The 23,163-nt window shown below is 69.3% G+C and carries 18 protein-coding genes; 10 read left to right on the top strand and 8 right to left on the bottom strand.

Going from position 1 to position 23,163, the window contains the following annotated elements; translation table 11 throughout:
* The first annotated feature begins 421 nt into the window (after positions 1-421).
* The 3 genes from ACFVS6_RS05040 to ACFVS6_RS05030 all read left to right on the top strand — a co-directional run bounded on the left by ACFVS6_RS05040 (position 422) and on the right by ACFVS6_RS05030 (position 8,052).
* The gene (locus tag ACFVS6_RS05040; RefSeq protein WP_389700723.1) at positions 422-6,556 is read left to right on the top strand and encodes an RHS repeat-associated core domain-containing protein; all 6,135 of its coding nucleotides are present in this window, start codon (positions 422-424) and stop codon (positions 6,554-6,556) included.
* A 41-nt stretch (positions 6,557-6,597) separates the two neighbouring features.
* On the top strand, positions 6,598-7,065 hold the full coding sequence (locus tag ACFVS6_RS05035; protein ID WP_389700722.1) for a hypothetical protein: 468 nt from the start codon (positions 6,598-6,600) through the stop codon (positions 7,063-7,065).
* A 306-nt stretch (positions 7,066-7,371) separates the two neighbouring features.
* Positions 7,372-8,052: an adenylate kinase gene (locus tag ACFVS6_RS05030; RefSeq protein WP_389700721.1), complete on the top strand. Its 681-nt coding sequence runs from the start codon at positions 7,372-7,374 to the stop codon at positions 8,050-8,052.
* Positions 8,053-8,130: 78 nt separating this feature from the next.
* Here the strand turns inward: ACFVS6_RS05030 and ACFVS6_RS05025 are convergent, their stop codons facing one another.
* The 4 genes from ACFVS6_RS05025 to ACFVS6_RS05010 are packed head-to-tail and all read right to left on the bottom strand — an operon-like array spanning position 8,131 to position 11,951.
* On the bottom strand, positions 8,131-9,528 hold the full coding sequence (locus ACFVS6_RS05025) for an FAD-dependent oxidoreductase (RefSeq protein ID WP_389700719.1): 1,398 nt from the start codon (positions 9,526-9,528) through the stop codon (positions 8,131-8,133).
* Complete coding sequence (locus ACFVS6_RS05020) at positions 9,521-10,717, bottom strand: MAB_1171c family putative transporter (RefSeq protein WP_389700717.1); 1,197 nt, start codon at positions 10,715-10,717, stop codon at positions 9,521-9,523. Before ACFVS6_RS05020 ends, ACFVS6_RS05025 begins: the two co-directional genes overlap by 8 nt.
* Positions 10,717-11,286, bottom strand: coding sequence for a hypothetical protein (locus tag ACFVS6_RS05015; RefSeq protein ID WP_389700715.1), 570 nt, complete (start codon positions 11,284-11,286; stop codon positions 10,717-10,719). Before ACFVS6_RS05015 ends, ACFVS6_RS05020 begins: the two co-directional genes overlap by 1 nt.
* An 11-nt stretch (positions 11,287-11,297) precedes the next feature.
* Positions 11,298-11,951, bottom strand: a complete 654-nt coding sequence (locus tag ACFVS6_RS05010; RefSeq protein ID WP_389700714.1) for a hypothetical protein — start codon at positions 11,949-11,951, stop codon at positions 11,298-11,300.
* A gap of 402 nt (positions 11,952-12,353) precedes the next feature.
* Here ACFVS6_RS05010 and ACFVS6_RS05005 point away from each other — a divergent pair, with 402 nt between their 5' ends.
* The gene (locus tag ACFVS6_RS05005; protein ID WP_389700713.1) at positions 12,354-13,073 is read left to right on the top strand and encodes a DUF1963 domain-containing protein; all 720 of its coding nucleotides are present in this window, start codon (positions 12,354-12,356) and stop codon (positions 13,071-13,073) included.
* A 538-nt stretch (positions 13,074-13,611) separates the two neighbouring features.
* Here the strand turns inward: ACFVS6_RS05005 and ACFVS6_RS05000 are convergent.
* Positions 13,612-14,475: a class I SAM-dependent methyltransferase gene (locus tag ACFVS6_RS05000; protein WP_389700712.1), complete on the bottom strand. Its 864-nt coding sequence runs from the start codon at positions 14,473-14,475 to the stop codon at positions 13,612-13,614.
* Positions 14,476-14,523: 48 nt separating this feature from the next.
* Here ACFVS6_RS05000 and ACFVS6_RS04995 point away from each other — a divergent pair, with 48 nt between their 5' ends.
* The 5 genes from ACFVS6_RS04995 (at position 14,524) to ACFVS6_RS04975 (ending at position 17,836) form a co-directional block, all read left to right on the top strand.
* Positions 14,524-15,147 (top strand): helix-turn-helix domain-containing protein, encoded by a 624-nt coding sequence (locus tag ACFVS6_RS04995; RefSeq protein WP_389700710.1) that lies wholly within the window; start codon positions 14,524-14,526, stop codon positions 15,145-15,147.
* A gap of 124 nt (positions 15,148-15,271) precedes the next feature.
* Positions 15,272-15,955, top strand: a complete 684-nt coding sequence (locus ACFVS6_RS04990; RefSeq protein WP_389700709.1) for a PepSY domain-containing protein — start codon at positions 15,272-15,274, stop codon at positions 15,953-15,955.
* A 179-nt stretch (positions 15,956-16,134) separates the two neighbouring features.
* Positions 16,135-16,467, top strand: coding sequence for a hypothetical protein (locus ACFVS6_RS04985; protein ID WP_389700707.1), 333 nt, complete (start codon positions 16,135-16,137; stop codon positions 16,465-16,467).
* 300 nt (positions 16,468-16,767) lie between these two features.
* Positions 16,768-17,100 (top strand): hypothetical protein, encoded by a 333-nt coding sequence (locus ACFVS6_RS04980; protein ID WP_389700706.1) that lies wholly within the window; start codon positions 16,768-16,770, stop codon positions 17,098-17,100.
* 274 nt (positions 17,101-17,374) lie between these two features.
* Positions 17,375-17,836: a hypothetical protein gene (locus ACFVS6_RS04975; RefSeq protein ID WP_389700704.1), complete on the top strand. Its 462-nt coding sequence runs from the start codon at positions 17,375-17,377 to the stop codon at positions 17,834-17,836.
* A 63-nt stretch (positions 17,837-17,899) separates the two neighbouring features.
* Here ACFVS6_RS04975 and ACFVS6_RS04970 read toward each other — a convergent pair whose 3' ends face one another.
* A complete protein-coding gene (locus ACFVS6_RS04970) occupies positions 17,900-20,584 on the bottom strand; it encodes a LuxR C-terminal-related transcriptional regulator (RefSeq protein WP_389700702.1) in 2,685 nt (894 codons plus the stop codon).
* Between the two features lie 641 nt (positions 20,585-21,225).
* Here ACFVS6_RS04970 and ACFVS6_RS04965 point away from each other — a divergent pair.
* The gene (locus ACFVS6_RS04965) at positions 21,226-21,402 is read left to right on the top strand and encodes a hypothetical protein (RefSeq protein ID WP_389700700.1); all 177 of its coding nucleotides are present in this window, start codon (positions 21,226-21,228) and stop codon (positions 21,400-21,402) included.
* A 215-nt stretch (positions 21,403-21,617) separates the two neighbouring features.
* Here ACFVS6_RS04965 and ACFVS6_RS04960 read toward each other — a convergent pair whose 3' ends face one another.
* Positions 21,618-22,322: a hypothetical protein gene (locus tag ACFVS6_RS04960; RefSeq protein ID WP_389700699.1), complete on the bottom strand. Its 705-nt coding sequence runs from the start codon at positions 22,320-22,322 to the stop codon at positions 21,618-21,620.
* Positions 22,323-22,518: 196 nt separating this feature from the next.
* Complete coding sequence (locus ACFVS6_RS04955; RefSeq protein WP_389700697.1) at positions 22,519-23,124, bottom strand: hypothetical protein; 606 nt, start codon at positions 23,122-23,124, stop codon at positions 22,519-22,521.
* Positions 23,125-23,163 lie beyond the last annotated feature (39 nt).

Below are 23,163 nucleotides of genomic sequence, written 5' to 3'. Positions count from 1 at the left end.
TAGGCTCCCCAGTCAATTGAATCTCGGTGACCGTGGGGGGCATGCCGTGTCGGCGCCAAATGATCTTTTATCGACGGTGAGGAGCCGGGCGTTCCGGCGACGAGCCACGATTACCTTCTTGATCGTTCTATCCTTGATCTTCACCACGGGAACCGCTGACGCAACTTCCGGTTGGAAACCCAAAGACCCTCGCCGCTGGTCACCGGGGGTCTTGAGCAAAACAAAGTCGGTCTCGGGCAGGAATGCCCTCCCGCCGGCGCCGAAGGCGCCTTCGGGCGACGGGACCGGGCCCTGGAGGCCGCAGGACGTGCACTGGCCGGCTCCGGCCGAGGCCGAGGTCGACCTGACTGTTGCCCACCCATCGACAGTGCCTCGTCCACTGTTCACCACACCCGCGGTCGCCCCTCTCGCAAGTGCCCCGATGGTCCCCCTCCGCGACCGAAGTCAAGCCGGCGTCTCTCCGGTATGGGTCACTCCGTCCGAGAAGGGTGTCCGGGGCACGGGCAAGGCTTTCGTCCGCGTCACGGACCGGGCCGCCGCGGAGCGTGCCGGCGTTCAGGGCCTTCTGCTCTCGGTCCGCCCGATCGCGGAGGCCGCGGACGGCGTCCGAACCAAGGTGACCGTCGATGTCTCCACCATCGCCGGCGCCTTCGGCGGTGACTGGCTTTCTCGTGCCCGGCTGGTTCAGCTGCCCGAGTGCGCGCTGTCCACGCCCGAGCGTGCTGAATGCCGTGCCCAGACGCCGCTGGCAACGGCCGCGAGGGGCGACCGGTCCGGTCTGCTCAGCGCGGATGTGGCCCTCGACGTGGACACGGGGGCAATGGTCGACGGGCAGCGATCCGCTGCGGGAGGTACCACCGTGCTCGCCGCGACCGCCGCACCCGCCGGCCCAGCCGGCACGTACACCGCCACCAGCCTCACTCCGTCGGGCACATGGAGCAACGGCGGCAGCACAGGCGGCTTCTCGTGGTCCTACCCGATCGACGTGCCCGAAGGACTCGGCGGTACCAAACCCAACATTGCCCTCTCCTACAGCTCCCAGTCCGTGGACGGCCGTACGGTGGTCACGAACAACCAGGCCTCCTGGATCGGCGAGGGCTGGAACTACTCGCCGGGCTTCGTCGAGCGCCGCTTCAAGCCGTGCTCGAAGGACGGGCGTGAGGGTTCCAACGAGCAGTGCCTTGCCGGCCACAACGCCGTGTTCTCCCTGAACGGCAAATCCTCGACCCTCGTCCGTGACGACGCCTCCGGTACCTGGCGGCTGGAGAACGACGACGCGTCCAAGGCCGAGCGGCTGACCGGCGCCGCCAACGGAGACAACAACGGCGAGTACTGGAAGATCACCACCGCCGATGGCACCCAGTACTACTTCGGCGCAGGGCGCAAGCCCGGGAGCACAACAGCCCCCGCGACGAACTCCACCTGGACGACCCCTGCCTATGGCAACAACGCCGGCGAGGAGTGCCACCAGTCCACCTTCGAGGCTTCCTGGTGCCAACAGGCGTGGCGATGGAACCTCGACTTCGTCGTCGATCCCCGCGGCGGTGTCATCACGCACTGGTACGACCAGGAGACCAACCACTACAAGCGCGGTGCCACCGCCGCGAAGCCGGATGGAACCCGCACTTCCTACATCCGCGGCGGCACCCTCGCCCGGATCACCTACGGCTCCAAACTGACGGATGCCGACACCGTCAAGCCGACCGCCCAGGTCTTCTTCACCACGGCAGAGCGCTGCCTTCCGGACGCCGCCTTCGACTGCGCCCCGGCCAAGCTCACCAAGACCAACGCGACCAAGTGGCCCGACGTCCCCTTCGACCAGAGCTGCACGGCGGCCGGCACCTGCGAGAACACCGCCGCCACCTTCTGGACGACCAAGCGCCTCACCACCATCACCACCCAGGTCCGCAACGCCGCCGGGGGGTACGACAACGTCGACTCCTACGCGCTCAAGCACGAGTTCCCCGACCCCAAGGACGGAACCGCCCCGGCCCTGTGGCTCGCCTCCCTCACCCACACCGGATTCGACGGTGCGGCGTCCTTGTCCGCTCCGCCGGTGACCTTCGCCGGCCGTCTGATGAACAACCGGGTCGACTCCAGCAGTGACAACAAGCCCGCCCTCAACCGCCGCCGAGTCGTCGCCATCACGTCCGAAACAGGCCAGGTCACCGACATCGGGTACGCCGACCCCGACTGCGCCCCGGGGGCCGGGCTGCCCCCGGCCAAGGACTCCAACGGCACCCGCTGCTACCCCGTCTACTGGAACCCCGACGACAAGAGCCCTCTCGACCCCACCCTCGACTGGTTCCACAAGTACGTCATCAGCCGTGTGACCGAGATCGACCCCTTCGGCGGCTCCCGTCCGCGCGAAGTCCGCTACGAGTACGTCGGCCCCGCGGCCTGGCACCGCGACGACGATGAACTCACCGAGGCCAAGCACCGCACCTGGAACCAGTTCCGAGGCTACGAACAGGTCATCACCCGCGCCGGTACCGCACCGGACGTCGTTTCCAAGAGTGCCGCCTTCTACCTGCGAGGCATGAACGGCGACGTCAAGGCCGATGGCAGTAAGCGCACTGTCACCTATCCCGGTCTCGCCGGAAACACATTGCCGGACGACGATGCCCTCGCGGGCACCGTCCGTGAAACCCGGACCTTCGCCTCGGACCAGGGCGAGCCCGCGACGGTGAGCCGCTCCGAACCGTGGCTGTCCGCGGCCACGGCGACCCGCAGCCGTGGAGCAGGGCTGCCCGCGCTCACTGCCCGAATGCAGCGTCCCGGGGCATCCCAGGACAGGTCGCTCCGCGCCGACGGGACATGGCAGACCACCTCACGGACGACCACGTACGACTCCGTCCACGGAATGCCGACCGAAGTTCTGGTCCGCGCCGACGGCCTCCCCGATGTCTGCACGACCACCACGTATGCCCGCAACACCGCGGCGTGGATGATGGACCGGGTATCCGAGACCGTCCAGATCCAGGGCAACTGCGGTGCCACACCGGCCGAGACCAACACCCTCGCGCGCAATCGGACCACCTACGACGGCCGACCGCACGGCACCCTCGACGGCCCCGGCCTGGTCACCACCACCGAGTCGCTGGACCGCTTCGATTCCGGCCGGCCCGTCTACACGGTCGATTCCACCACCGTCTACGACGCGTACGGGCGGGCCACCAGCACCACCGACGCCGCGGGCGCGAAGACCACGACCGTGTACGAGCCTGCGACCCTCGCCGTTCCGATCACGACCAAGGTGACCAACGCCAAGGGCTGGACGACGACCACGACGCTCCACCCCCTGCGCGGGCTCTCGGTGAAGACGGCGGACCACAACGGCCGAACCACCGAAGCCTCCTACGACGCCCTGGGCCGCACCACCGGCGTCTGGATGCCCGGCCGTACGCGTGACATGAGTGCGAACACTCTGTTCACCTACGACCTCACCAACACCACGACCAGTGCGGTCACCACGCGCTCGCTCCGGTCGGACCAGTCCTACGCAACCTCCATCGCGATCAACGACGCCTTCGGACAGCAGGTTCAGCTGCAGTCCGTCGCGCAGAACGGCGCGGCGACGAGCCGCCTCATCACCGACACCGCCTATGACAGTCACGGTCGTGCCGCCAAGACCAATCAGATGTACGTCAATCACGGTTCCGCCCCGGCAATCACCCGCTTCGTCGCCGACGACGGCATGATCCCGGCCCAGACCGCGACGCTCTACGACGGCCTTGGGCGCCCGACAGCCTCGGTGTTCCTTTCCAAGGGACAAGAACAATGGCGTACCACCACGGCCTACCCCGGGGCCGAGCGCACCGATATCCTCCCGCCCATGGGTGACACCGCCACGAGCGTGATCACCGACGTCCGTGGCCGCACCGTCGAGCGGCGCACGTACAAGGGCGGCAAGGCTGAAGGCGAGTACGACTCGATGCGTTATGCGTACTCGACCACGGGCGAGCTGACCCGGCTCACGGACGCCGCCGGCAATGCCTGGACCTACGCCTACGACCTGCGCGGCCGCCGCATCAGCTCCGCGGACCCCGACAAGGGCGCGGCGACGACCACTTATGACCACGCGGGGCGGCCGGCCTCGACCCGGGACGCACTCGGGACCACCGTCTTCATCAGCTACGACATCCTGGGCCGTCCCACCTCCCGCAATCTGAACGCGGCCGACGGACCCAAACTGGCGACGTACGAGTACGACACACTCCTCCTGGGACAGCCCACCGCCACCGTCAGTTGGACCGGCGGCAAGCCATGGCGCCAGGAAGCCACCGGCTACGACATCGGCTACCGTCCCACCGGCACCAAACTCACCGTCCCCGAAGGCGAAGGCGCCCTCACCGGTACCTACACGCTTTCCACCAGCTACGACCCGGTCACAGGCCTGGAACGCCGCACCACCCTGCCCGCGGTAGGGGGCCTGCCCTCCGAACGGCTCGAAGCCGGCCGGAACATCAACGGCCTGCCGGTCTCATACGGATCGGACACCACCGACTACGTCAACTTCATCGACTACGACGAACACGGAACCGCGAAACGGACCACCTTCGGCGACGTCCCCAAGCAAGTCAGCGTCACCAACATCCAAGATCCCGCCACCGGACGCCTGCTCAGCACCCGGATCGACAAGCAGGACCAAACCACGCCCGTCGAGACCACCGGGTACACATACACCCAGACCGGTGACGTCACCTCAGTGGAGAGCACCCAGGGCGCGGTCCGTGACCTCCAGTGCTTCACCTACGACCATCTGCACCGGCTCACCCGCGCCTGGACCGACACCGACACCGTCACCACTCGGCCCGGACCGTCGGTCCCAGGGGTCGGCGGCTGTGCCCGCACCACTCCCCGCCCAGGCGCGACCGGCGGTCCTGCCCCCTACGACCAGGCCTTCACCTACGACATCACCGGGAACCGCACGTCGGTCACCGATCACGACCCCGCGGGTGACCCGACCAGGGCCGGCACGACCACCACCAGCTTCCCGGCCCCTGGCTCAGCACGGCCGCATGCACCGGCAACGACCACCCGACAGACCGGCACCGGGCCGTCGGCCGCCTCCCCCCTCACCTACGACGCGAACGGCAACACCCTCACGCGCCCCGACGGCAACGGGTCCCAGCAGAGCCTGACGTGGGACGTGGAAGGCCGCCTCGTAGCGAACGCGACCAGCGCCGGTACATCAACGTACGTCTACGACGCGTCCGGCACACGGTTGCTGCGCAAGGACCCGGGCAGGACCACCCTCACACTCGGGTCGACCGAACTCACCCTCGACACCACGACGAACAAGGTCACCGGCACCCGCTACTACGCCACGCCCGGCGGTCCGACCATCGTCCGCACTTCCGAGGGAAAGCTCTCCTACGTTGTCGCCGACCACCACAACACGGGCACCGTCGCCGTCGACGCGGTGACCCTCCAGGTTCAGCGCCGCTACACGAAACCGTTCGGAGAGCAAAGGGGAAGCGCTCCGATCACCTGGCCGGGGCAGAAGGGGTTCGTCGGCGGAACCCAGGACAAGGCCACTGGCCTCACCCACCTTGGTGCCCGCACATACGATCCCCGCACCGGCACGTTCCTCAGCGTCGACCCGGTCCTCACACCAGGTTCCAGCCAGTCCCTCAACGCCTACGCGTACGCACACAACAACCCGATCACCACCTCTGACCCCAGTGGCCTGTGTGCCGAACTCGACTGCCCCACAAGAGCCTGCGCCACCTGCCGAAACTCCACACCCGGCCACGCACCCCGCCCGGGCGATGACCAGCCCGGAAGCGGCTCCGGAAACCCCAAGGCGCGTTCCGGCGCCGGGGCCCATTACGGCAATACCTACCGGCCGTCTCCTGTCGGGGGCAAGCCCCTCAACTGCTCGATGAGCCGCAACGGCTGCGGTGGCCCGAAGCCCCCGGCCCCGCCGACCCCACTGCCGGCACCTCCGTGGCTTCCCCCGCCGCCGCCCGTCTTCGTACCGTCCGACTGCCGTCCTGACGACGGACGGGTCGCATGCATGACAGAAGTTTCACCAAGTCAGATTCGCTCCCATCCTTTCAATAAGGGAAACGTAGATAATGATGCGAACGAACTGGCGTACTGGTTTGCGGCGAAGACGGAAAGTTGCGCCAAGCGGGCGGAGCAGTACGTCTGCTTCGGTAAATCCCCGGCAGGGGACCAGCCGATAACGGTCGGGGATGTCCATTTCTACCCGTCCGATAAGGAGAGCTTCGCCAGGCGGATCAATGCAGAGGCTCGACGGCGCGATCAAATGATTCCTCTGGTTGGAGCGGCGGGCGTAGAAAAATTCGGCCCTGACCTCGAACGGCATGAAGCGATCCACTCGAAGCAGTGGGCGCGGTCCGAAAGGGCCGAGATCTTCATCATAAAGTATTTCAAAGAGGTGGCAGAATCCAGATATAAGGTAGGAACGATCTCGCATGCGAATGATTTCGAGAAAGGGGCGAATCTGTGGTGGGGTGGATATCTTACCTGGCGGAGGGATCAATTCATCGCCCCCGGGGAGGAGCTGAAATTCTCAGGAAATTGAACGCGGGTCGGCGAGCGACTCGACGTCTGGCGATCGGGGTCGTGCTGTCTACATGGACAGTCGTCGCGTGCAGCCCTGCTCCCAGTGCGATACTTGCCGTCGAACGCACGGATCCCGGGAAAGCCCGCGTTCTGATCGCCCCCTGCGCGGACTACGCTGCCCTGCAGTTCGATGTATTCAGTTCCGGTGGCACCGTCGGCTACAAGATTTGGGCCATCGATAGTGACGCCATGGGCGGACCGCTTTCCAGCGTCGATCTCTTCACGGCTCCCCCGGGGTGGAGTGTTGCAGAATCGAGCCTGACCGATCTCAAGGGCGCGCACGAATATACCGTGGTCCTGGAAGGGGCGGTTGGCAGTCGCGGCCTGGATGGGGAAATATCCTTCACTCCTGCCCAATTTGAAGGGTTGAAAGACGGAGAAGTCCTCGTGAGGGATGACGGAGAAACGAAAAAGATAAAGTCATCCGAGTTCATGAAAAAGGACTCGGGTCGGTGCGCGGCGGGATAAGGGTGGCGCGGCTGTGAAGGTGGCCTTCGTCTGATCATGTGCTCCCGTAAGGCGCGTGATCACCGACGAAGGTCACCTTCGGGGTCCATGGCCCGGGCGCCTTCGTGAACCCCGGGGCGGCAGGCGATCATCCATGGCAGGCTCGCGCTCTCCGTGCGAGGGGAGCACTTGATGGGGGTGCCGGGCGTGACACGGGCGACCGGACCGGGGGCCGTGTCAGGCTGTAGGGGCAGTGGCAACCCCATGGGACGCAGCCCCGGTCCTGGGATCGACCTCGGCCACGCATGACGAAGGGACGCTTCCTCGATGCGCATCATCCTGATCGGGCCGCCCGGAGCGGGCAAGGGCACGCAAGCGGTGCGCCTCGCGGCGCATCTGTCGATCCCGCACATCTCCACCGGTGACCTCTTCCGCGCGCACATGAACCAGGGCGATCAGCTCGGGCGGACTGCCGACGTGGCCGTGCGCGCCGGCCTTCTGGTCCCGGACGAGGTCACCATCGCGATGATCGAGGAGCGCCTTGCCCGCCCGGACACCGAGGGCGGATTCCTGTTGGACGGCTTCCCCCGCAACCTCGCTCAGGCGCAGGCGTTGGACGCCCTGCTGGCCGGGGCGAGGTCGAGGCTGGACTCGGTGCTCGACCTTGAGATCCCCGAGAGCCAAGTGGTCAGTCGGATCGCCGGGCGACGGTTGTGCCGGGAGGACCGCGAACACATCTTCCACCTCGACCACAGCCCGCCCCGAGTGGCGGGGACCTGCGACGTTTGCGGCGGTGAGCTGTACCAGCGCGATGACGACCACGAGGCGACGGTCCGTAGGCGGCTGGAGGTCTACCGCGCCGACACGGCTCCCGTCGTCGATCACTACCGTGGCCAAGGACTGGTGACGAGGATCTCGGCCCTCGGCTCGGTCGAGGAGGTCCTCGACCGAGCACTGGCCGCGATCGGCCAAGGCGAAGCCCAGGGCCACGGTCTGCCGTCGAAGTGATCCGGCGTCGTGGTTCACGCCCTGCCGCCCCGCCGCCGGGTACTCAGCCGTGCCGCACATGGCGCCGACGGACCGGCCTCAGCCGGCGACGGACTTCCGCTCGCTCTCGGAGAGCGGAGCGGAGTCCAGGTGGGCGAGTTTGCGACCCGTGAACATGTGGCGCAGCATGTCGGGCTTGAACAGTCGTGACGGCGGCCGCTCCATGCTCATCACGTCCAGCAGAGCCCTCAGGGCATGCGGGTTGCGTGCGCCGGCATCGACGGCACGGTCGATGAAGGACGCGAGGAATTTCTCCAGGTTCGTCGGCGGCTTCCCACTGGCCCCCGGGTAGAAGATGTCCTGACCCACTGCCAAAGCCCAGGCGATCCCCACCGGGCGTGCGACGGCTCGCTGAACGCGGCGGGCCGTGCCGGGGTTTCCGAGACCGTGCCTGCGCAGTACGTCTCCGAGTGCAACGGCGCATTGGGCGGAGACGGTCAGGCCATGTCCGTAGACGGGGTTGTATCCGGCGACGGCGTCGCCGAGGACTGCGAACCCGGACGGCCAGTGCGCGGCCTTCTCGTAGAAACGCCGCTTGTTGGCGGTGCTGCGGGTGGTGACCACGTCGGTGGCCGGCTCCGCGTCCGCGAGTAGCTCACCGATGACGGGATCGCTCAACGACTCGGCGAACTCCAGAAACTCGGCGTTCCGATTCGAGGGTTGTCCGCCTCGGGTGCCGGAGAGGGTCACCATCCAACGTCGGTTTTCGATCGGGATGATGATGCCGCCTCGGCCGGGCGCGTCGTTGGGGTTCGCCTGCACGTTGACGAGCGGGAAACCGTCGGCCGTGCTGCCGGGCGCATGATAGATCCGGCTCGCGTAGCCGACGCCGGCATCCACGACACGCTCCTGCACCGCCGGCACGCCCAGGTTCTTCAGCCATGTCGGCGCCTGGCTGCCTCGTCCGCTCGCATCGATCACGAGGTCGGCGCCCAGTGACTCCTCGGCTCCGGCGGAGCGGATTCGGACCCCGGTCACCCTGCGCGCGTCACCCTCCAGAGCCAGGAGTTCGGTCTCCTGACGTAACGTGATGCGCGGACGCCGTAGGACCTCCGTACGAATCGTCGCGTCGAGGAGATCACGGCTGCAGACGAGGTTGGTGTGGTGGCAGGCGTTGAAGCGACGGAACCACTGGCCGGAGGGGGCCTTCGAGACGAGGCCCGCCATGATGGGGATGCGTCGGGCGCCATGGCTTTCGAGCCGGTCGACGATGCCGGGCAGGAGCTCCTCGAACGCCTTGACCCCGCCGGACCACAGCAGATGGCCGTGGCGTGCTTGAGGCAGTCCTTTTCGAGGCTCGGGCCCTTCGGGCAGCGCGTCGCGTTCGATGATGGTGACGTCGGCGAAGTCGGCCAGGACCACTGCGGTCAGCATGCCCGTCATCCCTCCGCCGACCACTATCGCTGTGCGCCCCAGAGGGGTGGATCCTTCATCCATCGGTGTGACTGCTCTTTCTGTTTTCTGCGAGCCGGCGAATGGCTTCGATTCGTGCGGGGGATCGGAGAGCGTGCGAAATCGGTTCCACGCTGATCAGTTCACTGCTGATGGGGGCGGATTCCTCACCGTCCTCGGGCCGTGTTGCGGTGCGGAAGAGGTCGACCGCCACGAGGATGTCGATCGCGCCGGCCATTCCACGCGCGTGGTGCTCCTCGTACCCGGCCTCCAGCGCGGTGTGGAACGCGGCACGGCGACGCCGGTCATCGAGGTGCGGCGCCAGGAGCAACAGGCCGTCACGAATGTTCGTCTGTCGTCGCATCAGGCGCAGGGGGAGGGGGGAGAACTGGCGCACGCGGATGGGCACCGGTGACGGATCGATCGAATGGAGCAGTTGCCACAGCGGCCACAGACGGCGGTAGGTCGCATGGTCGGTCCAACGATCCCGCAGGAACGGGCCGGCCTGGGGCAGGATGAAACCGAGGGCGACCAGAATTCCATTGAGCAATGCGAAGTTGGGGGCAATGCGCAGGCTCAGGAAATCCCAGTCGGTGGTGCCGGACCAGCGGGCGATGATCGCGCACAGTTTTGTCACGTCGAAAACAAGACCGCAGGCGTATCCGGCCTGGAGCAGGCGCAGGCCCGCGCGTAGCCAGGCCGACTCCAGTTCCTGGACCCAGGGCAGGATCAGTCGGACGGCAGCCATGGCCGAAGCCATGTGGGCCAACAGGTAGAGCAGGATGTGCTCCCGCATCCACGGCGTGGTGGCGTAATAGGTGTCGAGATCCGTGATGCGCTCGCTGGGGACATCCGCCATGAGGAACGAAACCCAGAGGGCGGCGATTATCCCCACATGGATGATCCACACGCGGCGTGTGCGTCGGAGCCGCTGCGGACCCGGTCCGTCCTGCCACGTGATGAGCATGCTGAGGCAGCAGCCGCCGAAGGCGGTGAGCAACGAATACGTCCACGGCGCGGCGATGTTCGGGACGCCGACGAGCGTATTGATCCGGTGGACGGAGGTGGGCGCGATGGAGAGGAATATCAGCGTCGCCAGGAACAGCATCAGGCTGGTCGAGCGGACATTGGGATCGCGAAAAGCGCGCCTGAGAGTGGGCAATTTTATGAGCAGGGCCACCACGAAAAAAATGGCGGGCACGATGTACGGAATGCGTAGGTCGGTCAACTCCATCAGCCCATGGGTCCGCTCCTGGCCGTGAGCGACGACGCTATTCGGCCCGCCCGGGTTCGCTGGGTAATCGTGTCGCGGGCGCGCTGACCGGGTAGCCACGACCGGAATCGACTGCCGACGAGAAGCCCGAACTCTTCGGCCTGTATCTCGGCCCTCGCATGATGATCGGGCTGTGAGTCCGAGCGCGCCGCGATCCTGATCAATTCACCCCAGGGGATGTCGTCATCCGCACCGAAGCGCCGGGCGGCAGCGGCGACCGGTAGTCCGTGATGGCCGCAGTCCCCGTTCTTTATGTGCCAGAGCTCGTGTCCCAGGATGGTGAGCTGATGCTCCGGATGCGTGCGCTGCTCCACGATGACCAGAATGAATTTGTCGCCCTCCAGCGTGAGCCCGGAAGCCCTGGTGCTGTCGGGGAACGCGCGAATCCGTAACCTGATGGGCTTCTTCATTCTTTCAGGCATTTGCTCGGACATGGCGTTGCACAGCGTCTGCATCAACTCTTCCGGCTCGGCCGGAAACTCCAAAATCTTGGCGGTCTCCTTGGTGAGATCCGAGAGAAGGGTCTTCATGGCCCGGGTGCTCACTCGTCGCCGCCCTCGTCCTCGTTCTCGCCCTCGTCCATCCACTCACGAATCTTCTTGGCGAGAGTGTTCTTCCTCGCATGTGAGAGGGATTTGGCGCGAGTGGCCGCCCCTGACAGTCCGAGTTCCTCCATGATCTCGTGCATGGGGTCGCTCGGACAGAATTCAACCGGAGTTCGGTTGGGGATGCGTTCGAGGTCCGTGAGCGTTGACCGGAGTGCCCTGTTGACCAGCTGCGAGTTCGTCGCCCACAAGAAGCCTTCATCGATGCCCAAGGATCTCTCGAAGTATTCCTGCAGGGGAACGCCGTGCTCGATGGCCGGCACCTTGATGCCGAGGCACAGCTGTCGCACCCACTCGGGAGACAGATCGAGCTGAGAAGCGATCTCCCTACGCACGTCGGTGGCCCGCTTTCCGGTCTGGGCCACCAGCTTCTCGAAGAGGATCTTGACCCGCGCGCTGACGCGGTCGTTGATGCTCGCTTCGGGAAGCTCCTCGCCCGCCAGCAGCCCGCCGACCTCCGCCTCCGTCAACAGGGTGCGGCTCGACAGCATGGAGATGTCGACGACCTCGGCACGGTCGAGGCCTCTCTCGGTGATCAGCGCGTCAAGGCGTGCCAAGGTCTCGCCGAGAGGGGGATGGGGCGTACTCACCGATGTACTCCCGGAGTTGAGGGACAATCAGATTGCCGATCCGTGATGCGACCCTACGCGGCCGGTTCGGCCCGCGACCAGGCTCCGCCAACGATCGTGGCCGGATCACCAACGATCGTGGCCGAAATGCCAACGATCGTTGACGGTGGGGATGGCGAAGGCCGCCTGCCGCGAGGCCTCGGGACGCAGCCGCCGCCGGGCCTGATGTCGTACCGGGGTCCTAAGGTCTCGCGTATGTCCCGCCACACGCCTGATCGCCCCGTCGACGTGGAGAGCCTCTTCCCCGAGTTGCTCCCCTTCCGCCGCCAATCCGTCCGCCTGCACCCGCGTCCTGGTTCTCCGACCTGCAGGGAGAGCTCCGTCGGAGGTCCTCTGCTCTGGCCCGCTGCGGAGCCGTGGCCGGTGTGTCGGGAAGAGCACTACGGGTACGACATCAGCAACCGGCCGGAACCCGCCGTACCGCTGGTTCCCATCGTGCAGGTCCACCGAGCCGACGCGCCCGGCGTGCCCTTCCCCACCGGCACGGACCTGTTGCAGGTCCTGTGGTGCCCCTACGGTCACGGCGAGTTCTGCTACCCCCTGCCCCAGGTCCACTGGCGGGACTCCGGTGCGGTCGGCGACGTACTGCCGACCCCGCCCCCGGCAGCCGGGCTTCCGGTGGACTGGTATCCGGCGCCCTGCGTGGTTCACCCCGAGCAGGTGACCGAGTATCCGAGCTGGGACATTCCCGACGAGCTCCACGAGTCGCTCCGCGACCGCTTCGACGCACTTCTCGCCGAGACCGGCCTGCGCTACTCCTACCACCTCGCCGAGGCACCAGGGATCAAACTGGGCGGTTACCCGGGCTGGACGCAAGAACCGGCATGGCCCGACTGCGAGGGGTGCGGCAGCGGGATGGAGCACCTTCTGACCGTGTCCAGCTGGGAATTCGACATCGAGTCCCGGCGCACGTGGCTTCCTGAAGAAGACCGGACCGACGAGTACGAAGCCGCCGTCCTGCGCAGGGGCGGCAGGCCCCACAACCCCGCCGAGCTGTGCCTCGGCGACGCCGGAGGCGTCTACGTCTTCGAATGCCGCACCTGCCCCGACCGCCCCGTCGGGCACTGGTTCGACTGCTCGTGACCGCCCGGCGGGTCCCCTACGCCGTTCGGCAAGAACACGCCGTGAGGGGGAGCGGGGGCCTCCCTCGCGAGGGCCTGGGGCATCCGAATCGAAGGCACCGACCTGCGGGTCCTGGTCGCGGAGGCCACCCGCGAGCTCTGGAGCCGGGAGCTCGACGAGGACGACGACACCCCGCAGGAGCGGGAGGAGTTCCTGCTGCGCCAACACGCCCCGCTGTGGCTGGACGACGGGCCCGACGGCCCCGAGGGAGCCGCTGATACCCACGTTCCCGCCGCCCCCGACGGCCCCACCGCCCCCGACGGGGCCCGAGCCCGCCCCCACTTCCTGGGCGACGCGTCACCGCGCCTCCGTGACCCCGACACCGGCGCCCTGTTCCTCCTGGGCTGTTCCGGCGGGATCGACTGCTGCCGGCCCCTGCTCGCCAAGGTCCACGTCACGGCGACGGAGGTCACCTGGTCCGGCTTCCACCAACCCCACCGGCCGCAGTGGGGCGAACTGCCCCTGGCCCCCCTGCTGGGCGAGCGCTAGCCCGGCCGGGTCACGGACGGCGGGCGATCCAGGTCGTGCGCGTCGTCCGTACGCCCAGGTCACCGCGACCCGCGATGCCGTACGGGTGGGCGTCGTCCAGGAGGGCGTCGAGAGCCGCCCGATCGTCGGCCTCCAGCGAGCCGGCGCCGTGGAAGCGCAGCTTGGCCAGACAGACTTCGGCGTAGCGGTTCAGCGCCGGGCCGGCCTGGGCCGCGGTGAGGTCGATGTCGAAGGGGCGGCGTGCCTCGACGGTGAAGCCGGCGTCCGTCAACGTCCGGCTCCACTCGTGGGGCGGGTTGGGGTTCGTCACGGCGTGCAGCCGTGCCTCCAGGCCGGGACGGCCGACACCGGCGTCCTCGGGGAGGAAGCGCGGGAAGAAGTCCATCTCGGTGACCACCAGCACGGCGCCCGGCCGCAGTTGCCCGCGTGCCTGAGCCAGCGTTCGGGCCGGGTCGCGCAGGTGATGGAGGAAGGCCGCGGCCCACATCAGGTCGTACGGCTCCCCGTGGGTGGGCAGCGGCCAAGCCTCGTCCAGGTTCGCCTCCACGGTGCGAACGCGATCCGAAACGCCGCGTACGGCTGCCTGGTGCCGCAGCCGGCGCAGCGACCCCGGGGCGATGTCCAGCGCCGTCACCACGGCTCCGGGGAACCGGTCGGCGAGCGCGAGGGCACCGGTACCGGGCCCGCTGCCCAGATCCGCGATCCGCGTCGGGACGGTGTCGGCGACATCGGAGATCCAGCCGGTCAGTTCCGTGAGGTACGGGGTGAGGACCTCGGCGTCCAGTTCCAGAAGCTCGGCCATCGCGGCGTCGGCGTCGGAGTCGGGGCCGGAAGCATGTCCGATGTGGCCATCAGTGGTGTGGTGTGTGCTCATGGTCCGACCGTAGGACGAACGCCGCCACCTGGTCATACACTCTTGCCGGTGGAGCAAGAAACAACTCTGGACGCCACCGTGAGAACGCGGATCCGGTCCCTGCGCAAGGCGCGTGGATGGTCGTTGGACAATCTCGCCGACCGGGCGGACATCAGCCCGTCCCAACTCTCCCGCATCGAGACCGGGCACCGTCGAATCAGCCTCGACCAGCTCTCCGCCATCGCCGAGGCCCTGGGAATCTCGCTCGACCAACTGGTCGAGTCACCGCAGGACTCCGACGTCGTCATCCGCCCCGAGAAGGACGAGCACCGGGGACTCACCACCTGGCTCCTCACCGGGGACGACGGCCCCCAGGGCCTGACCGTCGCCAAGATGCGCATCACCGCCCAGGCGGGCGACGTCGGTCCCGGCGACATGGGGGTGCATCCGGGCAGGGACTGGTTCACCGTGCTGTCCGGCACGGTCGTGCTCTACCTCGGCGAACGCGTCATCCGCGTCGAAGCGGGACAGGCGGCCTCGTTCTCCACCATGACCCCGCACACCATCCGCGCAGACCACGGACCGGCCGAAGCCCTGTGCATCCTCGACCACAACGGCCAACGCACCCACCTCCAAGCCTCTTCCCGGCACCTGTCCGGCGGGAGCGCGCCGGAGCCCGCCGACCCGCGGTGACACAACAAGGCCAACAGGGGCAACCGGCTTCGATGGTCTGTTCGGATGTGTCGGCGGTGTCGATCGGGTGGGGCGCGGCGCGGCCTACGGCCCGGTGGGGGCCGGTGGGCGGAGCGTGGAGGGCATGACAAACCTTCTGGGTCTTCGTGCCCTCGCCGTGGGCGTCGCCGTTTCCTCCTCCCTGCTCGTGGGTTCCTGCGGTGCCGCCAAGCAGCCCGTGACCGCGGCTCCCGCCGCGCCGTCCTCCCCGCAGGCCAGTGCGACGGCCGGCGGCGGACTCACCGAGGACCAGCGTGAGCGGATGGCTTTGATCCCTCCGGCGAAGGTGCCGTGGGACAAGGCGATGGCAACGGCGGTCGGCGGGGTGCCGAAGGGCAGGCTCGTCGAGATCGAATTGGAGGCCTCGCGGGGGACTCCCCCCGGTACGGCCTCGGGCAGTCCGAGCCCGGCGGTCTCCGCCCCGGCGGCGGGCATGCCGGTGTGGGACGTGACGGTCGCCGCCGAGGACGGAACGATTCACGACGTCCAGGTGGACGCCATCACGGGCAAGGTGTCCCGCTCGCGCGTCGAGCCGGGCCAGGACGAGGACGACAAGCGCGAGGTCGCCGACCAGCTGAGCGCGGCCACCACCACCGTCCAACAGGCCGTGAAGACCGCCACGGACCGCAAGCCCGGCACCGTGACGGCCGTGGAACTCGACGACGACCTCTGGTCCGTCGACATCGTCACCCCGGACTGGAACAAGACCACCTACGACATCGACGCCGCCAAGGGCACCGTCGTACGCGAGCACGTCGACCGCGACTGACCCCACTCCCCAATGGTCCTGACCTGCGCGGAAGCCGTCATGTGGCACGCATCGGGAGGTCCGCGTCCCTGGGGCAACCGGCTGAACTATGCCACTGGCATGGAGGCGGGGCGCCCGTGTCGGGGAGGTATCGAACCGACTGCGGTCGCGACGGCCGCTCCAGCGACGAGGAGATGCTCATGGCGGTTCCCAAGGTCGGTCCGAAGGCGGACCCGGAGTTCTTCAAGGAGATCGAGGCGGTTTTCAAGAAGCATCCGGAGGCCGCCAAGAAGTACTCGATCCGTTTCATCGGCGGTGAAATCGCCGCGTTGAAGCTCGATTTCGACAAGACGGTCGGTGTTTCGCGGCTGGACGGGAAGCAGCTCGTCACCGAATTCGTCGATCGGGGCACCCTCATCAAGGACAAGTCCGGTGGTGGCCTCGATGAGGAAGAGGTACTGGAGGCAGACCGGTTCTGCTGTGAGTGGGTAACCACCGGGAGCCGGACGAGGTGCGTCAAGATCTGCTCCTGAGGAAGCCCGGGGAAGCCCGGGGAAGCCCGGGGAAGCGCGAGTAGGCCCGGGTAGGCCCGAGCAGGCCGGGGGAAGTCCGTCCCGTCGGTGGGCGGGGATGGTGGGGCCGTGGGCCGGACGCCGACGGCCCCACCTCTTCCGCGTTGCGAGAACCTGCTCCAGCGGGCCGCGGCATCGAGCCCCGTGCCCCTGGGGCAACCGGCTGAACTATGCCACTGGCATGGAGGCGGGGCGTCCGTGTCGGGGAGGTATCGAACCGACTGCGGTCGCGACGGCCGCTCCAGCGACGAGGAGATGCTCATGGCGGTTCCCAAGGTCGGTCCGAAGGCGGACCCGGAGTTCTTCAAGGAGATCGAGGCGGTTTTCAAGAAGCATCCGGAGGCCGCCAAGAAGTACTCCATCCGTTTCATCGGCGGTGAAATCACCGCGTTGAAGCTCGATTTCGACAAGACGGTCGGTGTTTCGCGGCTGGACGGGAAGCAGCTCGTCACCGAATTCGTCGATCGCGGCACCCTCATCAAGGACAAGTCCGGTGGTGGCCTCGACGAGGAAGAGGTACTGGAGGCAGACCGGTTCTGCTGTGAATGGGTGGTCACCGGTAGCCGGCGAAGGTGCGTCAGGATCTGCTCCTGAGGGAATCCGACCACCGGCGGCCGAGAACGGACAGGACGAACCGGTGCCGCCTGCCCGCGTGGGTATCCGTGCGCGCACCGACCGGTGCGCGCACATCCCTCGGTATCGATCGGGGCAGGCGTGCCCGACGGGCCGGTAAGCCCCGGAGAACACCTTGCGCGGGATTTCCCAGCAGCGGGCGGTGCTCGTCCCGTCACGCCTGCGGCACCGGCTATCGTTCGGCCGACACGAGCGGGCCGGGCCGGGTACGGGCTCCTCGGGGAGGGGGTGGGACGTGGCGACGGTCGCCGTCACCGGGCACATGCGCATCGATCCGGGGAGGTCTGCCGCCATCGCGGCCGCCATCCGCGCCGCCCTCGCGCGCTCGTCCGCCGACGGGCTGACCGGCCTCTCCTGCCTTGCCGAAGGAGCCGACGCCCTGTTCGCCGACCTCGTCCTGGAGGCCGGGGGCCGGCTGGAGGTCGTCCTCCCGTCACACGACTACCGTGCGCGCATGGTGGCCCCGCACTACGCCGCCGACTTCGACCGCCTGCGCGGCGCCGCGGCCCGGGTGACGGTCATGCCGTTCAGGCAGGCCTCCGTACGGGCCTACAGTGCCGCAAACCGCGTACTCCTGGGCCGCGCCGACCTGTTGGTGGCGGTGTGGAACGGCCTGCCGGGCGGCCCGGGCGGGACGGCCGACATGGTGGCCGCGGCGCGCACCGCAGGGCTGCCCGTCGAGGTCGTACCGGCGTGACACGTCGAGCGGACACCGCCCGTGGACCCGGATCCTGGATCCGGATCGTGCACGAAATCGGAGTCAGCCCGTGGGCGCTCCGGGGCTGAACGCCGATGCCGATGGCGATGGTTGTGTAGATGGCGGTGAAGCCGGCGGTGAAGCCGGCGGTGACGGAGCGAGGGCCTCGGCCAGTTCCCGGCGGTTCGTCACGCCGACCTTGCGGTAGATCCTCTGCAGCGTGTTGTCGACGGTCCTGACCGAGAGCACCAGCTCGCCCGCGATCTCCTTGCTGGTCATCCTGTGGGCGGCGCGCAGCGCGATCTCGTGTTCTCGGGACGTCAGTTCGGAGCCCGCCGTCGGCCCGGGCAGCAGGTGGGGGGCGTGCGCCCCTTGAAGGTGCTCCCGTTCCCGGGCCGCGAGCAGTTCCGCCTGCCGGGCGTGGCGGGGGCCGCGGGTGCGGTGCAGCAAGCGGGCCGCGAGGGCCGCGGCGTCGGCGGCCACCGCGTGCGCACCGAGGTCGGCCAGCGCGTGGGCGGCTGCGACGAGCAGTTCGTGGTCCTGGTCGGCGACCGCCCGCGCGTACAGCCCGCGGGCGCGGGCCAACGGCCCCTGGACCCCGTCGGCGAGCTCGCGCAGCGCCTCGGCGTGCTCGTGCGCGCCGAGGCGGAGGAGATCGGTGAGCAGCAGCATGCGGGAGGCGTGCTGTCCGGCCGCGCGGGCCTCGCGGCAGGCGGTTTCCAGGACGGCGCGGGCTTCGGTGATGCGGCCCTCGGCAGCGTGCAGCCAGGCCTCCCCGAGCAGGTCCTCACCGGCCATGAGGCCGAGCGGCGGATGGCTGCGGGCGGCGGCCGCGGCCCGCGCCGCTGCTGGCCGGTCCCCCAGCACGGCCAGGGCCGCGGCCAGACCGGAGCAGGCCAGGCGCAGGACGCGGGTGTACCCGATCCGCTCGCTGACGGCGATGGCGTCCGCGTAGTGCAGCCGTGCGTCGGCGGCCCGGCCCGCGATCCACGCGCAGCGTCCCCGACGGAAGGCCAGCCAGGTGTCGCGCAGGGGCGCGGACACCCCGGTCGCGGCCTGCTCGCGCGCCTCGGCCTCGGCCCGTTCCAGGTGGCCGAGTTCGGTCAGCGCGGCCACGTCGAGCACCCCGAGGACCGAGGGGTGGAAGATGTACGGCGTCGTTCCCCGGACGAGCCGCTCGCGCAGGCGCCCGGTCTCCTCCAGCGCGTACTCGGCCCGGCCGCCCGCGATGAGCCCCAGCAGCCGCATGCTGTCGGCGACGAACCGGGAATGCGGCGTGCTGGGAAAGGCGGAGAGCCGTTCCAACCAGGCGAAACCGAGGGTCGGGTGCCCCGACAGCAGCAGCACTCCCGCCGTGGTCTCGTCCAGGGCCCGTCTCCCGACCTCCGAGGTCAGCGCAGGGCGTGCCTGCCGGGCCAGCCGGAGGATCCTGCTGATCGGAGCACCCGACCAGAAGAGGTTGACCATGCCGACCACCACCGCGGGGGCGACCGCCTCGGTGTCCTCGGACCGGATGAGCAGACGCAGCCGCGCGTCCGCCGCCTGCCAGTCACCCCGGTAGTACAGCGCCTCGGCCCGCAGTAGTTCGGTGGCCGGTGTGGCGAGCGTCGAAGGCAGGGCGTCCAGCAGCGCGAGGACGGCCGTGTGGTCGTTGCCCCGCCGCGCCGCCTCGGCCGCTTCCAGGAGCAGGGCGGGTTCGGCGTCGCCCGCCACGGCCCGCAGCTTGGCCGTCGTCAGGAGGTCGCCGCTGCGGCGGGCACCGTGGAGCCGGATGCGTTCGGCCTGGCCGCGCAGGATCTCCCGGCGCCGCAGCAGCGGAATGCTCCGCCGCAGGACGTCCGCGAACAGGGGGTGCGCGAGCCGGGCGTCGGCCCGACGACCGTGCAACCGCACTTCGATCAGTCCTCGGGCCTCCAGCATCGGGAGGACGGCGGTACCGCTCTCGGCGAGGTCGGCGACCGAGACGGTACCGGCGAGCGCGAGGACCTCCAGGACCGCCCGTGCCCGGGGGCCGGCGCGGTCGAGCAGGTCCTCCGTCAGGACGGCCAGCCGGGGCGTGAGCACCACCGGCCCGGTGGCCCGCCACAGCTGGCCGTCGTACCGCAGGTGCCCGGCATGGTGCAGGCCGTCGATCAGCTCGGTGAGGATGCGGACGTTCCCGAGGGCGAGGCGGTCCAGCAGCCGCAGCGTCCCGCTGTCGACGTCCGCCCCCAGCAGGCCGCGGAGCAGCAGGGACGTGCCGTCCGTGTCGAGCGGGGCCAGGTGCAGGTGCAGGATGTCGTCGCGACGCGCGAGTTCCACGGCGAACGGGGGTGTCCCCTCGCCCTCGCGGAGCGTCGCGAGGAGGAAGGGACCGGCCCGCCGCAGATGGCTCCGGAGCGCGTCGGCGTCCGAGGGCCGCAGGTGTTGCAGCTCGTCGACCAGCAGTACGGTCCGCGGCCGGGTCGTCCGGCCCCGTCCGCGCCCGGTGTCCGCGGCGGGTGCGCCGACCCGGGCGAACAGGTCCTCCCCGAGCCCCGGAGCGGTCCTGCCGAGGATGATCCGCGCCGTCGGGTGGCGCCGCTCCGACGCCAGGCGCACCAGGTGGTCGGCCAGCCGGGACGTACCGCTCCCGGAGGCACCCCGGATGACGACGCCCCGAACCCGGGGGTCGACCAGCGCCCTGTCGAACGCCTCGATCTGGGCGACGCGGCCGATCAGCGGACGCGTCCAGGGCAGGACGGACCGTACGAGCCGTTCGCCGCTCACGCGTACCGTCCGGGGGGTGCGGTCCGGCGGGCCGGGAGGGCCGGCGGGAGGGTCGGAAGCGGAACGGTACGCGGCATGTGCGGGGTCCTTCGTCGAGTGGTTCCGGTCCGCGCTACGCGGGGGGAGGGCCCGGTCGCGGGGCGGGCCCGTCCGCCACCGGCAGCGGCACCGGCACCGGCAGCGGCGGTGGGCGGAGCGGGCGGTCCAGCACCGCCCGGCCCGGCGCACGGGAGGACCGCCGCCAATGTAGGGCGGGCCCGCCCCGGCCGGATGAGCAGGACCTACTCCATGTCCGTCGGGACGACGTGCGGGGCGGCGGGCCGCTGCCACCGGCCGCCGGCGGCGCGGTTCGGGGTGGCGCACCGGGGTCCGCGAGGCGGTGCGGTGTCCGACATGGCGCCACGGCGCCACCGCCCGGTCAGCACTCCTGTCCTTCGATCGGACGAACGACAGGACGGGAGAGGGGCGGGGACCGGAGGTTCACGCGGCGCGCGGACCGGCGGGCAACGGCCGGTCGATCCCGCCGACGGCGACCGCCGACGGCGAGCCGTCCGGCGCGGGGTCCGATCGAACGACGCGGAGCACGGCCGGGTCCGTGTGTGCTGGTGGTACCGCCTGTCCCGCCTCCCGGAGGAATAGCCATGAGCGACACGTCCACCCGCAGGTCGAGCACCGAGGTCCACGCCGTCGACATCGGCCTGATGCCCATGGTGCTGCCGGTCCTGCCCGTCGACCAGCGTGGATGCTCCTGCAACTACTGCGTCGTGGCCAAGGAGACCTTCATCGCGCCGCCGTCGCCGCCCTTCGACGCGATCTGACCCGGCCGGCAACGCGAACACCGGACCCCGCACCCGTACCGGAACCGGAAACCGCACCGGACCCCGCACCGGCACCAACCCCGAAACCGGCACCCACCCCCACGGGTGGGAGTCCCGGCCATGCCCCGGCCTACATTCAGACCGCCCGGGGTTCGGCCCCCTCTGACCGCCGGCCGACGGGTACGCCGCAGCGCCGCAGCGCCGCGACCTCGCGATCAGAGCGCTCGTGCGAGTGCGGCGTATGCGCCGTCCCGGCCGATGGTCAGGTCGCTCTGCGGCAGATTGCTCGCGTAACAGCTGTAGTTCACGATGCACAGGTTCACCGACCGTGCCATGTGGGAGTGGTAGGGCGATCCGAGCCCACTGCCGAGGAAGGCGATGGAACCCCCTTCCGGAGCCCACACGACATCGGTGACCAGGTTCTGCGGATAGACCACGCTCGACTTGTCGGTGAAGTAGTCGTGCCGGTTGTACGGGCTGACCGAGATGACCCGCGACCACTCGGCGCCCGCCACGGTGTTGGCCGTGCACCAGGAGAACTTGTGGTGCCAGGTGTAGATCGTGGTGCCCAGGTAGCTGGTGTTCGTCAGCGGGTGGTCGACGGTCAGGCAGTTCTGGTTGAAGTACGGACCCGCGGCGAACGCCGCCCGACCCGCCGGCGGGGCCGCCTCGGTGACGACGGGCGTGCCCGCCCGCCGGGAGACGGGGACGGTCCGGGCCAACTGCGGGTCGGACCCGATGATCCGGAGGTCGGCGGCCGTGGCCTTCCCGTCGATCGCGTGCCGGATGGCGTTCGAGACCTGCTGTGCGTCCGGCCGCCCGTCCGATTGCCCGCTCGCGAGCGCCGGCGCCGCCCCCGACACCACCGTTGCGAGGAGCGCCCCCGCGACCGCCGCGGTCGTCATGGCACGAGTTCTCATCCAGTCCTCCAGATGTGCTGCTGTTGCGTCGAGGCGCCCGAACGGGCGCGGTACGGATCCTGCGCGCTCCCGGATCGGGTCCGCTTGAGCAGGCATTGCTCATTCCCGCCCCGCACCCGCGCGGAGCTCCCGCCCGCCTCCTGCGGACGCCGCACGGCAGCGCCCCGGGGCGGGAGCCCCGGGGCGCTGTTCCGGTTCAGTCGGCGCAGGAGTAGGCGAACGACACCGATGCCGCTCGCGGCTGAGGGTCCGACACCTCCAGCGTCACCTCGGGGGTGAACGTACCGGGGCCGCTGATGCTCCACGTGGTCTCCAGCACCGCACTCCGCTGCCCGTCGGCGAGCCGCTCCTCCAGCGGTCCCGACGAGGTGCCGTCGCTGCGCCGCCACCGGTACCGCAGCGTGCCCGCGGCACCGTTCGTCAGCACCGTCGCATCGATGCGCGCCGTCCCCCCACAGTGCAGCACCGCGACGGACGGTCCCAGCGTCACGTCCCCGACCGAAAGGCGGCGCTCCCAGGGCGTGTGTCCGGCCAGGTGCAACATGCTCGCCGCCGCCACCGCACCGAGCACCGCCCATCCGATGCCCTTGCGCGCACGGGGCCCCCGCGATGGGGCGGGCGGTGGTGGGGGCACGGGTGACACACCGGGGCCGAACCGGACGGTCTCGGCGAGGGGAGGGGACAGCACGGGGAAGGTGACCGCCTCCGAGCCGCCGACCTCGGGCGCCGGCGGGGGCAGCGCCTCGTGCGTGCGCGCCTGCGGATCGACGAGGCCCCACCCGTCGTCGAGGAACGTGGGCATGGTGTGGCCCTCCCACTCCGGCGGGCCGGGTGACGGGCC

Source organism: Streptomyces sp. NPDC057939, from assembly GCF_042887545.1.
In the GTDB taxonomy this organism is placed as follows: Bacteria; Actinomycetota; Actinomycetes; order Streptomycetales; family Streptomycetaceae; genus Streptomyces.
This window is presented reverse-complemented; position numbering and strand designations above follow the sequence as displayed.